This is a genomic window from Microbacterium sp. H83, from assembly GCF_001650405.1.
Taxonomy (GTDB): Bacteria; Actinomycetota; Actinomycetes; order Actinomycetales; family Microbacteriaceae; genus Microbacterium.
The window spans coordinates 23,337-36,937 of sequence record NZ_LWCU01000045.1 but is presented as its reverse complement, the minus strand read 5'-3'; the positions used below and the strand labels follow the sequence as shown (position 1 = coordinate 36,937).

Annotated in this window: 18 protein-coding genes and 2 tRNA genes; 17 read left to right on the top strand and 3 right to left on the bottom strand. The window is 69.8% G+C overall.

What is annotated here, in order from left to right; translation table 11 throughout:
- Window positions 1-18 precede the first annotated feature (18 nt).
- The 4 genes from A4X16_RS14200 (at window position 19) to A4X16_RS17895 (ending at window position 1,824) form a co-directional block, all read left to right on the top strand.
- The gene (locus A4X16_RS14200; RefSeq protein ID WP_067121600.1) at window positions 19-1,260 is read left to right on the top strand and encodes a M23 family metallopeptidase; all 1,242 of its coding nucleotides are present in this window, start codon (window positions 19-21) and stop codon (window positions 1,258-1,260) included.
- A gap of 68 nt (window positions 1,261-1,328) precedes the next feature.
- Window positions 1,329-1,400 (top strand) — tRNA-Thr (locus tag A4X16_RS14195).
- A gap of 34 nt (window positions 1,401-1,434) precedes the next feature.
- A tRNA-Met gene (locus A4X16_RS14190) sits at window positions 1,435-1,508 on the top strand.
- Window positions 1,509-1,650: 142 nt separating this feature from the next.
- On the top strand, window positions 1,651-1,824 hold the full coding sequence (locus tag A4X16_RS17895) for a hypothetical protein (RefSeq protein WP_157560212.1): 174 nt from the start codon (window positions 1,651-1,653) through the stop codon (window positions 1,822-1,824).
- Window positions 1,825-1,891: 67 nt separating this feature from the next.
- Here A4X16_RS17895 and A4X16_RS14185 read toward each other — a convergent pair whose 3' ends face one another.
- Both A4X16_RS14185 and A4X16_RS14180 read right to left on the bottom strand, forming a co-directional pair.
- Complete coding sequence (locus tag A4X16_RS14185) at window positions 1,892-3,538, bottom strand: MDR family MFS transporter (RefSeq protein ID WP_067121598.1); 1,647 nt, start codon at window positions 3,536-3,538, stop codon at window positions 1,892-1,894.
- Complete coding sequence (locus tag A4X16_RS14180) at window positions 3,539-4,150, bottom strand: TetR/AcrR family transcriptional regulator (RefSeq protein ID WP_067121596.1); 612 nt, start codon at window positions 4,148-4,150, stop codon at window positions 3,539-3,541.
- A 165-nt stretch (window positions 4,151-4,315) separates the two neighbouring features.
- On the opposite strand from A4X16_RS14180, the gene A4X16_RS14175 reads away from it, so the two are divergent.
- The 9 genes from A4X16_RS14175 (at window position 4,316) to A4X16_RS14135 (ending at window position 8,361) form a co-directional block, all read left to right on the top strand.
- A complete protein-coding gene (locus A4X16_RS14175; RefSeq protein ID WP_067121852.1) occupies window positions 4,316-4,762 on the top strand; it encodes an Asp23/Gls24 family envelope stress response protein in 447 nt (148 codons plus the stop codon).
- Window positions 4,759-4,950 (top strand): DUF2273 domain-containing protein, encoded by a 192-nt coding sequence (locus tag A4X16_RS14170; protein ID WP_067121594.1) that lies wholly within the window; start codon window positions 4,759-4,761, stop codon window positions 4,948-4,950. The genes A4X16_RS14175 and A4X16_RS14170 overlap by 4 nt, the downstream gene beginning before the upstream one ends.
- Complete coding sequence (locus A4X16_RS14165) at window positions 4,947-5,294, top strand: hypothetical protein (RefSeq protein WP_067121592.1); 348 nt, start codon at window positions 4,947-4,949, stop codon at window positions 5,292-5,294. The genes A4X16_RS14170 and A4X16_RS14165 overlap by 4 nt, the downstream gene beginning before the upstream one ends.
- The gene (locus A4X16_RS14160; protein ID WP_067121591.1) at window positions 5,291-5,857 is read left to right on the top strand and encodes a hypothetical protein; all 567 of its coding nucleotides are present in this window, start codon (window positions 5,291-5,293) and stop codon (window positions 5,855-5,857) included. Before A4X16_RS14165 ends, A4X16_RS14160 begins: the two co-directional genes overlap by 4 nt.
- Window positions 5,854-6,471 (top strand): hypothetical protein, encoded by a 618-nt coding sequence (locus A4X16_RS14155; RefSeq protein WP_067121590.1) that lies wholly within the window; start codon window positions 5,854-5,856, stop codon window positions 6,469-6,471. The genes A4X16_RS14160 and A4X16_RS14155 overlap by 4 nt, the downstream gene beginning before the upstream one ends.
- A gap of 50 nt (window positions 6,472-6,521) precedes the next feature.
- A complete protein-coding gene (locus tag A4X16_RS14150) occupies window positions 6,522-6,695 on the top strand; it encodes a CsbD family protein (protein WP_067121589.1) in 174 nt (57 codons plus the stop codon).
- A gap of 144 nt (window positions 6,696-6,839) precedes the next feature.
- Entirely contained in the window at window positions 6,840-7,406 is a 567-nt protein-coding gene (locus tag A4X16_RS14145; protein WP_067121588.1) for an RNA polymerase sigma factor, read from the top strand.
- A complete protein-coding gene (locus A4X16_RS14140) occupies window positions 7,403-8,026 on the top strand; it encodes an Asp23/Gls24 family envelope stress response protein (RefSeq protein ID WP_067121846.1) in 624 nt (207 codons plus the stop codon). The genes A4X16_RS14145 and A4X16_RS14140 overlap by 4 nt, the downstream gene beginning before the upstream one ends.
- Window positions 8,005-8,361, top strand: coding sequence for a hypothetical protein (locus A4X16_RS14135; RefSeq protein ID WP_082914471.1), 357 nt, complete (start codon window positions 8,005-8,007; stop codon window positions 8,359-8,361). The genes A4X16_RS14140 and A4X16_RS14135 overlap by 22 nt, the downstream gene beginning before the upstream one ends.
- Before the next feature lie 51 nt (window positions 8,362-8,412).
- On the opposite strand, the gene A4X16_RS14130 is transcribed toward A4X16_RS14135, so the two are convergent.
- Window positions 8,413-9,258 carry an SDR family oxidoreductase gene (locus tag A4X16_RS14130; RefSeq protein WP_067121587.1) on the bottom strand — a complete coding sequence of 282 codons (846 nt, stop codon included), beginning with the start codon at window positions 9,256-9,258 and terminating at the stop codon, window positions 8,413-8,415.
- A 95-nt stretch (window positions 9,259-9,353) separates the two neighbouring features.
- Here A4X16_RS14130 and A4X16_RS14125 point away from each other — a divergent pair, with 95 nt between their 5' ends.
- From A4X16_RS14125 to A4X16_RS14110, 4 genes are all read left to right on the top strand, one after another.
- Complete coding sequence (locus A4X16_RS14125; protein ID WP_067121586.1) at window positions 9,354-9,716, top strand: winged helix-turn-helix transcriptional regulator; 363 nt, start codon at window positions 9,354-9,356, stop codon at window positions 9,714-9,716.
- A 103-nt stretch (window positions 9,717-9,819) separates the two neighbouring features.
- Window positions 9,820-11,361, top strand: coding sequence for an APC family permease (locus A4X16_RS14120; protein WP_067121584.1), 1,542 nt, complete (start codon window positions 9,820-9,822; stop codon window positions 11,359-11,361).
- 42 nt (window positions 11,362-11,403) lie between these two features.
- Window positions 11,404-12,252 carry a tRNA pseudouridine(38-40) synthase TruA gene (gene truA / locus A4X16_RS14115; RefSeq protein WP_067121581.1) on the top strand — a complete coding sequence of 283 codons (849 nt, stop codon included), beginning with the start codon at window positions 11,404-11,406 and terminating at the stop codon, window positions 12,250-12,252.
- Window positions 12,249-13,535, top strand: a complete 1,287-nt coding sequence (locus A4X16_RS14110; protein WP_067121579.1) for a hypothetical protein — start codon at window positions 12,249-12,251, stop codon at window positions 13,533-13,535. The genes truA and A4X16_RS14110 overlap by 4 nt, the downstream gene beginning before the upstream one ends.
- The last annotated feature ends 66 nt before the right edge of the window (window positions 13,536-13,601 follow it).

The following is a 13,601-nucleotide window of genomic DNA, read 5'->3' as shown; positions in this document are numbered from 1 at the left end:
AACCCGAGAGAATCTGTTTTGCCCTTCGAGAATTCCCCGGCTGCTGCTGCGCCCACACGCCGCTCCAGCCGCCCCCGCACCGAGCCTGTCCAGGCCATCGCGGCAGAAGCAGCGGATGTCGTCGTCGACGACGCTCGCGAGGTCTCCGAAGCCCCGCTCTCCCGCCGCGCCGCGCGCCAGCGACTGAGCACCGCAGAGATCTTCGTCGCGGCCTCGGCCGTCGCCGCCGCATCCGCCGCATCCGATCACCAGGCCGTCGTGCCGGCTGAAGACGGCGCCGCCGTCGAGACGGCCGCCGAGCCGTCGATCGTCTCCGAGTCGACCGTCCAGACGGACGCGCCTGCCGCGGACGCGCCTGCCGCTGACGCGCCGGCCGACGAGCCCCGGGTCGACGCCTTCGAATCCGCCGCGCGGGCCTTCCGCACGGCGGCGCCCGAGGCCGAGAGCGCGCAGGCTCCCGAGGCCGACGCCGCTCCGAGCGCCGTCCCGGCGGAAGCCACGCAGCACGTCGGGCGTCGTCGCCCGCCGGTGCGCAGGTTCCTCGCGGTCGGCGCGACCGTCGGTGTGATGAGCCTCGCCGGCCTGCTCGCAGTCGGCATGACGCTGCCCGCCGAGGCCGTCGCGGCCGTCCAGGGCGGACAGGCGCTGTCATCGTCGTCGCTGGTCGCCGCATCCGGCTCTGGCGCCTCCGATGATGACGACGAGATCCAGGCGTTCGTCACGTCCTCCGACGTGCAGAACGAATCGCTCGCCCGCTCCGACAGCTTCTCGACCGTGTCGATGATCCAGGTCGCCTCCGAAGAGGGCATCAACTACTCCGACGAGATCTTCACGAACGACCCCGAGGCTGCGATCCAGTGGCCCTTCAAGGTCGGCGTGAACATGAGCTCCGGATACGGGATGCGCTGGGGGCGCCTGCACGAGGGCACCGACTTCGTGCCCGGCGAGGGCGCTCCGATCCAGGCGATCGCCGACGGCACGGTGCGCATCGCGACCGAGCAGGGCGGCGCGTACGGCGTCACCGTGTACATCGACCATGTCATCGACGGACAGGTCGTCACCAGCCACTACTCGCACATGCAGTACGGCTCGCTCCAGGTCAAGACCGGCGACACCGTCAAGGTCGGCGACATCATCGGCCGCACCGGCAACACCGGCCGCTCGTACGGAGCTCACCTGCATCTCGAGCTCATCATCAACGGCAGCAAGATCGACCCGCTGCCGTGGCTCCGCGAGAACGCAGGTCGGTACTCGTACTGATCGGCTCGATTTCATGAGGACGCCATGGAGATGGTATTCTCGTGTGGTTGCCCCGCGAGGGGCAGCGCGCCCCGATAGCTCAGTGGCAGAGCACTTCCATGGTAAGGAAGGGGTCGTCAGTTCAATCCTGACTCGGGGCTCACGGTGTTCGCATCTGCGATGCGGATGCGTTGCGGCAGGGTAGCTCAGCTGGTCAGAGCGCACGACTCATAATCGTGAGGTCGCGGGTTCAAGCCCCGCTCCTGCTACATAATGAAACCCCCGGGATTCCGGGGGTTTTGTCGTATCCGGGGCTGCGCGTGCCGCGGCAGGGGTTCCTGTCAAGGGGATGCCCGACGGCGGCGGCGGCCGCGAGACTGATCGTCCTGTCCATCGACGATCGGAGCGAACATGTCAGATCCGCAGCAGCCACCGAGCGACGGAGCCGAGGTCGACGCCACGGGCGTCGACGCCGACTTCGTGACCAACGACTCCGAGCCGGAGATCGACCCGGCCACCCCGGGTGAGGGTCAGAAGGCCACGGACGGTGACGACGACGAGGTCGACGTCGCCGACCTCCCCTGACGTCTCCGGATGACAGAAGGGCCCGCTCCTCGGACTGAGGAGCGGGCCCTTCCTTCGTGAGCAGACGTCAGCGGACGGGCGGAGCGGTCTCCTCGGATGCCGGCGCGGCGGTCGCGACGCCGCGCTGCTCGGCCTCCAGGCGCTCCGCCTCCTCGCCGCTGATCGCCTCGCCGCGGGCGACGAGGCCCGCCTGATCGGAGAGCGGGATCTGCTTCAGGAAGAGCGACAGCACGAGCGCGACGACGATGAACGGCACCAGGTACCAGAACACCGGAGCGAGCGCGTCCGCGTAGGCCGCGACGATGCCGTCGCGCACCTCGTCGGGGAGCGTGCTCAGGGTCGCGGGGTCGATGGTCGACGCGGCCTGCGAGGCGTCTGCGGACGACGCCCCGGCTCCGGAGAACACGCCGAGCAGGTTCTCGGTCAGCCGCGTGGTGAAGATCGTCCCGAACACCGCGGTGCCGAGTGACGCACCGACCTCGCGGAAGTAGTTGTTCGTGCTCGTCGCCGTGCCGATCTCACCCGCAGGCACGGCGTTCTGCACGACGAGCACCACCACCTGCATGATGAGGCCGAGGCCCGCCCCGAAGAAGAACAGGAAGACGCAGATCAGCCAGATCGGGGTGGATGCCGACAGTGTCGTGAACGCCACCATCGCCAGGCCCGTGATGATCGTGCCGAGGATCGGGTAGACCTTGTACTTCCCCGTCTTGGAGATCGCGATTCCCGAGAAGATCGACGTCCCCATGAGGCCGACCATCATCGGGATCATCAGCAGCCCCGATGCCGCGGCGGAGGTGCCGGACGACATCTGCAGGAAGGTCGGCACGAAGCCGATCGCGGCGAACATGCCGATGCCGAGCACGAGGCCGATCGCCGTGGCGTTGATGAAGATGGGGTTCCGGAACAGGCTGAGCGGGATGATCGGGTCCTGCACCTTGGCCTCCGTGATGACGAAGGCGGTCGCGGCGACGACCAGCCCCGCGCCCCAGGCCCAGGTGGCGAGCGAGTCCCATCCGAACTCCTTGTCGCCGCCGAAGTCCGTGAAGAAGATCAGGCACGTCGTGGCGATGGAGAGGAACACGACGCCCAGGACGTCGATCGGCTTCTCGGCCTTCTTGCTCGGGAGTTTCAGCGCCACGAGGGCGATGATGAACGCGGCGATGCCGACCGGGATGTTGATGTAGAACGCCCACTGCCAGGTCATGTGGTCGACGAAGAACCCGCCGAGGAGGGGGCCCGCGACCGCCGAGAGTCCGAAGACCGCGCCGAGGGGGCCCATGTACTTGCCGCGTTCGTTGGCGGGCACGATGTCGGCGATGATCGCCTGCGACAGGATCATCAGACCGCCGCCGCCGAGGCCCTGCAGGGCGCGGAAGGTGACGAACATCCAGAAGTCGGTGGCGAAGGCGCATCCGACCGACGCCAGCGTGAACAGCGCGATCGCGACGAGGAAGAGGTTGCGGCGCCCGAGCACGTCGCCGAACTTTCCGTAGATGGGCATGACGATCGTCGTGGCGAGCAGGTAGGCGGTGGTGATCCAGACCTGGTGGTCGACGCCGCCGAGCTGACCGACGATCGTCGGCATGGCGGTCGAGACGATGGTCTGATCGAGGCTCGAGAGCAGCATGCCCGCGATGAGGGCGCTGAAGATGATCCAGATGCGGCGCTTCGTGAGCAGGAAGGGCGCATCCCGGGTGGCGGTGGCGGACATTCAGTCGGCTTTCTGTGATGGTGCGTACACGGAGCGGGCGACGTCGAGCCGTCGGCTGACGAGGTCGGCGAAGGGGATGGTCGAGTGGTGGTGCAGCAGCTGGTCCATGCTCAGGCGCACCAGCGCGCCGACGGTGTGGACCATGACCTCGGCGCGGAGCTCGGCATCCGCGCTCTCGCCGGTGCGCTGCACGATCAGCGCCATGTCCCGGCGTTCGTTCTCTGCGAGCTGCGCGAAGGCCGCCTTGAGCAATCGCGGTTCCTGCTCGATGATCGCGAACAGCGCGGGCGCGTCGTCGAGCGGGTTGAAGAGCTCGAAGCGCGCGATCGTGAGGTCGATGAAGTCGTCGAGCAGCGCGCCGTCCCTGGCGGCGAACTCCGCCTCCAGCGCCTCCTGGCGGGAGTCGATCGCGGCGAAGCCGAAGACCGCGTTCTCCTTGCTCTCGAAGTAGTTGAAGAACGTGCGCCGGGAGACCCCGACCTCGGCGCAGAGCTCCTCGACGGTGAAGCCCGCGAAACCGCGGTCGGTGGTCAGGCGACGCGCGGTCTCGGTCAACGCCCGGGTCGTCTCGCGCTTGCGCTTCTCCCGCAGAGAATCTGCACTGTCGGTCATAGTGTGCAATTCTGCACTCTCTACCTAGGAGTGCACTGAGAGGCCCGGTCAGAGGAATCTCGGACGGATCTGTGACGATTCCCCTCCGGGATCCGTCTTAGGAGTGTCGCGGCACTGCGGCCCGTGTCCCGGACGGATGCGGACACTCGGATGAAGGAGCTCAAGATGGCAAACGTGACTGGTGGCACCCAGCCCAAGGCTCAGGTCGTCACGGCGTCGACCGGCGCGACGACGGTGGGGAAGACGACGATCGGCGACGGCGTCGTCGCGAAGATCGCGGGCATCGCCGCACGCGAGGTCCCCGGCGTCTACGCGCTCGGCGGCGGAGCGGCGCGCATGGTCGGCGCGATCAGGGACGCCCTCAACACGACCGATCTCTCCCAGGGCATCAGCGTCGAGGTCGGCGAGACGCAGGTCGCCGTCGACGCGACCATCGTCGCGGAGTACCCCGTCTCGCTGCAGAAGGTCGCGGACGAGGTCCGTGCCGCCATCGCGCGTGCGATGGTCGAGCTCGTCGGCATGGAGGTCGCCGAGGTCAACGTGACGGTCAACGACGTGCACATCCCGTCGGATGACGACGAGGACGAGCAGCAGGAGGCTCGAGTCCTGTGAACGGCTCGATGATCGGGGCGGCGGTCGCCGCCGTGCTGGCCCTCACCTGGATCGCCTTCGGCTTCTGGGCGTTCGTGCTCGTCGCCCTGGCGATGCTCGTCGGAGTGGCCGTCGGCCGGATCATCGATGGCCGGCTCGACGTCCGCGCCCTCGCGGACGTGTTCCGCGGGCGGCGTTCGTCATCATGACGGACCAGCTCGTGGCAGAGCCGGAGCTGAGGGTCGTCGTGGGGACGACGACCCTCAGCGCGAAGGCTCTGCAGCACATGGCCACCGGCATCGCCCGCGATGCCGCGCGGGTCCCCGTCGACGACGTCTCGGTGGCGCTCGCCGACGAGCGCGGCAGGCTGCGGGTCTCGGTGACCGTTCCCCTCGCGCTCACTCCGGGGCGAGACGTCTCCGTCCGCGAGGACGGCGAGGAGTTGCGGCGACGGCTGGTCGAGGGGATGCGCGATCTCTCCGGGCGCGCTGTGGATGCGGTGGACATCCGATACGCCGGGGTGCGGACAGTGACGGAGAGGCGAGTGCGATGACCGACGAACAGGTGCTGTACCGCCGCGCGCTGCGCCGGGGGGTGCATGCGTCGCGGACGCCCGCCGCTGCGGTCGTCGCCGCGCTCTTCTCGGTCCTGCTCCTCGGCGTGGTCGTCGCCGCGATCTGGTGGCTGGTCGATCCCGACTTCCGCGATCGCCTGACGGCGACGACGGAATCCGCGCTCGCGTCGCTCCAGCCGGGCACCGCGGCGATGGTGCTCGGCGGCCTGCTGGTGCTCGTGGCCGTGGTCCTCCTCGTCCTCGCCGTGTCGCCGGGGCGCCGGGCACGGCGAGCGCGCACGGGAGACCGGCTGGCTCTGCTCGTGGACGACGGCGTCGTGGCCGACGCGATCGCGGATGCCGTGGCGCGGCGTCTCGGCATCGCCCGGCGGCACATCGCCGTCACGCTCGCCCGCAGAGGCGCGACGATCCGCGTGACACCGATCAGCGGTACCGCCGTCGATCAGGGAGCGGTCGCATCCGCCTCCGACGACACGCTCTCGCGCATCGGGCTCGACGCCCGCTCGCGCGTCATCATCGCCTCGGAGGGGGTCATCGCATGAACGCCACGAATCGCTTCGCGAACAGGATCGTCCTCTTCATCGCCGCCGTCGTGCTGGTCGTCGCGGGTGCGGCGCTCTTCGTGATCGGCGCCGTGCAGAACGGCATCCGCGCCGACTGGATCTCGGGACTGTCCCGCGCGATGACGGACGTCTGGAGCATCGCGACGCGGCCCACGATCGATGTCGCCGGCATCGGCGTCGTGCCGGTCGCAGCGGTCATCGCGGCGGCGGTCGTCGTCGTGGTGCTCGTGCTGCTGATCGTCTTCCTCTCGACCCGCGGTGGAGGCCGCACGGCCGACGTGTGGAGCGCCGACGGTGCCGACGGCCGCATCGCGGTCGATCGGAGCGTCGCCGATGCGGTTCTCGGCGCGCCGCTCCGCGCTCGGCCTGATGTCGTGTCGGCGCAGGTCTCGGCCTGGATGATCAGGGGCCGACGGGCGCTCGAGCTCTCGGTGCGCGTGCAGCCCACCGCACGGCTCGATGCCGTCGTCGCCGCGGCGGAGCAGGCGGTGGACGTGTGGGACGGCCTGCTCGATGCGCGGACGCCGGTGGTGCTGCACCTGTCCGATCGCAGCTGGCGCGATGCGTTCCGCCCGCGCACGCGGGTGAGTTGACGAAGACCTCGCTCCCGAGAGCCGGGGGCGACCGAAGAAAGGAGACACCCATGAGTGCTGAGGACAAGATCAAGGCCGCGGCCGAGAAGATCGCCGGAACCGCCAAGGAGACCGTCGGAAAGGTCACCGGGAACGACGAGCTGGTCGCCGAGGGCAAGGCCGAGAAGGCGAAGGGCGACGTCCGTGACGCCGCCGAGAACGTCAAGGATGCCTTCAAGAAGTGAGCTGCGGGGGGAGGGGGCGCGGTCGCTCCCTCCCTCCGCGCACCCCGGTGCGGGTCCGGCGTCCGAGCGCGAGATCGGCGGGGGGCGCCGATCCGATGACGGCTCGGCTCCGAACCCACCGATGGATGACGAAGAGGAGGCCAGATGGCAGGGGATCGCTTCCGCAGCGCTCTCGAGCATGCCGATGACCGCATCGTGGCCGGCCGCGCGATGGACGGCGACGTCGCCGCCTTCGCGGTATTGGTGCGGAGGTACACGCCGATGATGCGCGCGTACACCCAGCGGATGCTGAACGCCTCGGCCGAGGTCGACGACATCGTGCAGGAGACCTTCGTGACGGCCTGGCAGCGCTTCGCCGAGCTCGACGATCCGTCGAAGGTCAAGAGCTGGCTCATGCGCATCGTCAGCAGGAAGGCGGTCGACCGGATACGTGCGCTGCGTCCCTCGGTCGACATCGACGACGTCGACGAGCCGGCCCCGCCGCGCTCCTCTCCGGAGCGTGTGGCGGAGGCCCGTGCCGGCATCGAAGCGCTCGGGGCAGCGCTGCAGGAGCTCCCCGCCGCGCAGCGCGAATGCTGGGTGCTGCGGGAGATGGGCGGCTATTCCTATGACGAGATCGCCGATGAGCTCGGGATCTCGGTCTCGACCGCCCGCGGTCTGCTCGCGCGGGCGAGGAAATACATGATCGTGCGGATGGAGGCGTGGCGATGACCGAGGAACAGGAGCAGCACGAGGTGCGACGGCTCGGGCTCGAGCCCGACGACCTCGACGGCCACACGCTCGACGAGCTCACGGACTACCTGGAGGCCGGTCGGCAGCCCGTCGACCCCTCGATCGAGGCGTCCGCAGGATGTCAGCTGGCCCTCGACGCGCTGGAGCGGCTGAGGGGGCTGAGCGGTCAGCTCATCGACGCGGATGCCGCAGCCATGCCGGAGGTCGACGAGAGCTGGGTCGACCGCATCCTCGGCGGCATCGCCCTGGACGCGCGGGCGGGGCGGCGGATCCCCTTCGCCGAGCAGGCTCCGGGAGCCGACCTCGCGATCACGGAGGGAGCGGTGCGCGGGCTCGTCAGGTCGGCCGAGAACGCCGTGGCCGGACTGCTCGTCGGACGCTGCGTGCTCGACGGCGACGCCGATGTCGTCGGTGCGCCGATCACGATCACGCTCGAGGTCAGCGCGCTGTACGGGACGGCGATCCCCGCTGCCGTCGACCGACTGCGGGCGGAGGTCGCCGCGCGCGTCGGGCGGCACACCGACCTGTCCGTCGCGGCGATCGACATCACCGTGCGCGACATCCAGCGGATCGAGACATGGACGGAGAGGGAACGATGACGGATGCGGATCTCGCGCGGCGCGTGGAGGACGTCGTCCTCGGGACGAGCGGGGTGCGGGCGGTGTACCGGCCCGGCTCGCTCGTCGGGAACCTGGTGGATGCCGGCGCGACAGCGCTCGGCATCCGCCCCGACTCCGCCCCCGTGGTCGCCGTGACCGAGGTCGACGGGTCGGTGATCGTCGAGGCCTCGGTCGGCGTCGACGACTCCCGTCCGGCGCAGGTCGTGCTCGGCGAGGTGCGTCTCGCCGTCGAGCGGGTGCTGGCCGACGCGGGCGTGCGGGCGGAGCGGCTTCTGCTCACCGTCGCGCACGTCCAGGCGCGGGAATCCTCCTGACCGCATCGCGACGAGGGGCCGCCCGCATGACGGGCGACCCCTCGACGAGCGTCACGCGATCGCGCGCAGCCCCTCCACGAGAGGAGTGGTCGGGCGCCCGATGAGCCGCGCGAGAGTGCCGTCGGTATCGGCGAGCGCGCCCGCGGCGATCCCCGCGTCGAGCGCCACCACGAAGCCGGCCGTGCCCTCGTCCAGGCCCGCGGACTGCAGTGCGGCCAGCTGCTCGTCCGCCGTCAGGCGACGGTAGTCGACGTCGCGGCCGGAGACCTCGCCGATGGCCGCGGCGAGGTCGTCGTAGGTCCAGGCCACGTCTCCGCCGAGCTCGTAGACCTGTCCGATGTGGCCGTCCTCGAGCAGCACGACCGCCGCGGCCTCGGCGAAGTCCTTGCGACTGGCCGAGGCGACGCGGCCGTCGCCGGCACCCGCCGCCAGCACGCCGGTCTCGGCGCCGCGGGCGACGTCGGCCGCGTAGTTCTCCGTGTACCAGTTGTTCCGCAGGATCACGGCCGGAAGGCCTGCCGCCGCGATCGCCTCCTCGGTCGCCTTGTGCTCGGGGGCGAGGACGAGATCGCTCGTCGTCGCCTTGGGCGCGCTGGTGTAGACGAACTTGGTGACCCCGGCGGCCTTCGCGGCGTCGATCACGGCCTGGTGCTGTGCGGCGCGCTGTCCGACCTCGGAGCCGGAGATCAGCAGGACGCTGTCGACGTCGACGAGGGCTGCGGCGAGCGAGGCGGGGTCGGTGTAGTCGACGCGGACGCTGCGGACTCCCAGATCGCTCGCCTTGGAGAGGTCGCGCGCCCCCGCGACGATCGAGCCGGGCTCCGCGCCCCGCTCGAGCAGGCTCTGGATGACGAGGCGGCCGAGGTTGCCGGTCGCGCCGGTGATGAGGGTGGTCATGGGAGTGTCCTTTCGTTGACGACACCTCGGACAACCAGGATCACCGCGACTCGCATTCCAGATGTCGGGTACCCACTTTCAGGTAAGGTACCTACATGGTGGTGAGTTTCGCGCAGATCAAGGAGTCCACGCCCCAGGTCTTCGAGCCGGGGTGCAGCACGCGGGTGATCCTCGATCACGTCATGAGCAAGTGGGGCGTGCTCGTGCTGGCCGCGCTGTCCGACGGGACTCTGCGCTGGGGCGAGCTGCGTCGGCAGGTCGGGGGCATCAGCGAGAAGATGCTGGCGTCGACCCTGCGCACGCTCGCCGACGACGGGCTCGTGCACCGGGAGTCGTTCCCCTCCGTGCCCCCGCACGTGGAGTACAGCCTGACGCCCCTCGGGCGCGACCTGATGACCAGGATGCTGCCCCTCGTCGAGTGGGTCGCGGATCACGCGGACAGCATGCTCGATCGCTAGCCCGATCGACGGAATCCGTCGCCAGTTCGGCGAAACACCATCGTAATCAGTCGGCAACACAAAACGATTGACGCGATATACGCACGAGCCGTATGTTCTGAACATGGCAGCAACGACGCCCATCCATCTCGAACGTCCCGGCGGCAAGGGACTCGCCAGCGGCTCCCTGGGACTGTGGGGATCCACCGTCATCGGGCTCGCCTCCACCGCCCCCGTGTACTCCCTCGTCGCGACTCTCGGCTTCGTCGTGCTCGCGGTCGGTGCGCAGGCTCCGATCGCCTTCATCATCGCGTTCATCCCCATGCTGCTGATCGCCTTCGCATACCGAGAGCTCAACAACGCGGTGCCCGACTGCGGCACCACGTTCACGTGGGGCACCAAGGCCTTCGGGCCGGGGGTCGGCTGGATGGGCGGCTGGGGCGTGGCGGTCGCGGGCATGGTCGTCCTCGCGAACCTCGCCCAGATCGCCTCCGTCTACTTCTGGTCGCTGATCGGCTTCGACCTGGAGAACAACGACTGGCGGATCGTCGTGGTCGCCGTGATCTTCATCGCCGCGATGACGTGGGTCAGCTGGCGCGGCGTCGAGATCGGCGAGCGCATCCAGAACATCCTGCTCGGCATCCAGTACCTCGCCCTCGCGATCTTCGTGGTCGCGGCGCTGTGGCAGTTCTTCGCCGGCACCGCGCCGAATCCGACGCCGTTCGACCTCGAGTGGCTGAACCCGTTCGGCTTCACGGACTGGTCGGGCTTCACCGAGGCGATCCTGCTGGCCCTGTTCATCTACTGGGGATGGGACACGTGCCTGGCGCTCAACGAGGAGACGAAGGACCCGAAGCGCATCCCCGGCCGCGCTGCTCTGCTCACCACCGTCATCCTGCTGTTCACCTACGTCGCCGTCACGATCGCCGCGATGATGTACGCCGGCCTCGGCTCGGAGGGCACCGGGCTCGGCAACGAGGCGAACGCCGACGACTTCTTCCTCGCGATCAAGGACGGCCTGCTCGGCCCGTTCGGCTGGGTGCTCGTCGTGTCGGTCATCATCTCCGCCGTCTCGTCGACTCAGACGACGATCCTGCCGACGGCGCGCGGCACCCTCGCGATGGGCGTGTACCGCGCGCTGCCTGCGAAGTTCAAGGACGTCCACCCGGTCTACAAGACGCCGTCGTTCTCGACGATCGTCATGGGCGTGGTGGCATCCGCCTACTACGTGGGCATGACGCTCATCAGCGACAACATCCTGCAGGACTCGATCCTGTCGCTCGGTCTCGCGATCGCGTTCTACTACGCCATCACCGGCTTCGCGTGCGTCTGGTACTTCCGCAAGGACCTCACGAGCTCGGCGCGGGACTTCTTCTTCAAGGGGCTGTTCCCCCTGCTGGGCGGCCTGATGCTGACCGGAGCGTTCGTGCAGTCGGCGATCGACATGTGGGACGTCGACTACGGCTACACCGTGCTGTTCGGCATCGGCGGCACCTTCGTGATCGGCATCGGCTCCCTCGCGTTCGGACTCGTGCTGATGTTCGTCTGGTACCTGTTCCCGCGGTCGAAGCGGTTCTTCCGCGGCGAGAGCCTCAACCGCGACACGCAGGTGATGGTGCCGGACGAGCCGGGCGACGTCATCCGCTCGATCGACGGCGGCATCTGATCGGGCCGGGGACGGGGCGACGCACGCCCTAGGGTGGATCCCGTGCGCATCCGTCTCGACATCGCCTACGACGGCACCCACTTCCGCGGCTGGGCGAAGCAGCCGACGCTGCGCACCGTGCAGGGGACGCTCGAGGGGGCACTCGCGCGCATCGTCGGCTCCGACGTGCAGCTCGTCGTCGCGGGACGCACGGATGCCGGTGTCCACGCCTCGGGTCAGGTCGCGCACGTCGATCTCGACGACGCGCAGTGGTTGCGCATCGAGTCGCGCCAGGGGCGCGCCCCGCAGGATCCCGCGGCCTCGATCGCCCGGCGCATGCGCGGCGTGCTCGGGGCCTACCCCGACGTGACCGTGCACCGCACGTCCCTCGCCCCCGAGGGCTTCGACGCGCGCTTCTCGGCAGTGTGGCGGCGCTACCGCTACCGGCTCGCCGACGAGGCGGCCGGCTACGACCCGCTGCGGCGCCTCGACACCACTGCGCATCGCGGACGCCTCGACGCCGACGCCATGGATGCGGCGGCCCGCACCCTCATCGGCCTCCACGACTTCGCGGCGTACTGCAAGCCGCGCGAGGAGGCGACGACCATCCGCACGCTCCTCGACTACCGCTGGTCACGCGATGCCGACGGCGTGCTCGTCGCCGAGGTGAAGGCCGACGCCTTCTGCCACAGCATGGTCCGCGCGCTGGTCGGGGCGTGCACGGCGGTGGGTGAGGGGCGTCTCGACGTGGAGGATCTGGTGGTGCTGCGCGACGCCCTCACGAGGACGAGCGAGTTCAAGGTGCTCGCCGCGCGCGGGCTGACGCTCACGGAGGTCGGATACCCGGCCGACGACCTGCTGGCGACCCGAGCCGAGCAGACCCGCGCGCGCCGCGAGGGCACCGACGCATGACGTCGGCGTCCTTCCGGGAGGTGCTGACGCCGGGATGGGCGTTCTGGCGCGCGGCACTCGACACCGGCACGGGCCTCGTCGTCGGCACGCTCTACACGTTCCTGGGCATCGTCGTGCTCGGCATCGTGGGGGAGGAGGCGCTGTCGACGCTGTACTGGCAGATCGACCTCGATCCGCTGTTCCGCTCGAGCATGGGGGTCATCCTGCTCGTGGGTGCGGTGCTCGCGCTCGGCGTGCCGCTCGTCCTCGTCGCCGAGCGGACGGCCGCCCTCCGTGCCGTGCAGGTGGCGATGGCGGAGCATCCCGATGCCGTTCCGCAGCACGTGCTCAGGGACGAGCTCGCAGCGACGCCGTCGTCGCACCTGCGCCTCACGGGTCTCATCGTGTTCTGGACGGTGGCGGGTCTCGGCGGGATCTTCGCGCTCGGTGTGCTCTTCACGGAGGACCTCCGCGAGGACCCGATCAGCTGGATCGTGCTCGCGGTCATGGCGGCCCTGGCCGCCGGAGCGGAGGTGCTCCGCCGCGTCGCCGTCGGTCGACAGGAGGAGGAGGCGGCCCTTCTCGGAGAGCTGCGCCGGCGGTGGGCGCAGGTCGCGATCCGGGCGACCGCGGCCGATGCCGACCGTCGTCGGACGGCACCCGAGGGCATGCTTCCGCGATGGCTCTCGACCCCGAGCGCCCGCGTCCTCGACCGCGTCGCGGTCGTGCTGCTGGCTGCGACGTTCGTGTCCCTCGGCGCGTTCATGGTCTCCGTCTTCCTGCGTCAGCAGTGCCGCACCTGCGATCCCGTGTACTGGAACGAGCCCATCGAGAACGGCATCGACGTGCTGAGTCTCGGCAGCGGTGCCGCCATCGCCGTCTGCGCGGGAGTCAGCGCGGTGGCCTGGACCGGCGGTGTCCTCCTGCAGTCCGCCCGCGAGATCGCGCTCGCGCGCTGGGCCGCCGCGGGTGGGTCTCGTCGCGTCGACACCGAGCGGATCCGCCCGCTGCTCACCGAGAACCGTGCGCTGGTGCGCCTGCAGCTCGGGCTGTCTGCGCTCGGCGCGGGCGGCGTCATCGTCGGGACGGCTGCCGTCTGGGCGGAATGGCGGAACATGGACGCGCCGACGGTGCTGCTCGCGTCGGCGTGCGCGATCGTGCTGGGTGTCGTCGTCGGCTGGTCGGATGCGCCGCGCAGTCGCCGGGAGCGGCAGGCGATCCGGGAGGCGGCGGCACCGGGCGATGTCGTGAGGGCCGGAGCGCAGACCCGCGGTGCGCGAGCGGCCAGGGCGCGCCGCCGGTGATCCCGCGAGGCGCCCACGCGGTCGGCCTGGGCAAAAGATGGGGATTCCGTGAGGGGTGGCGGTGAA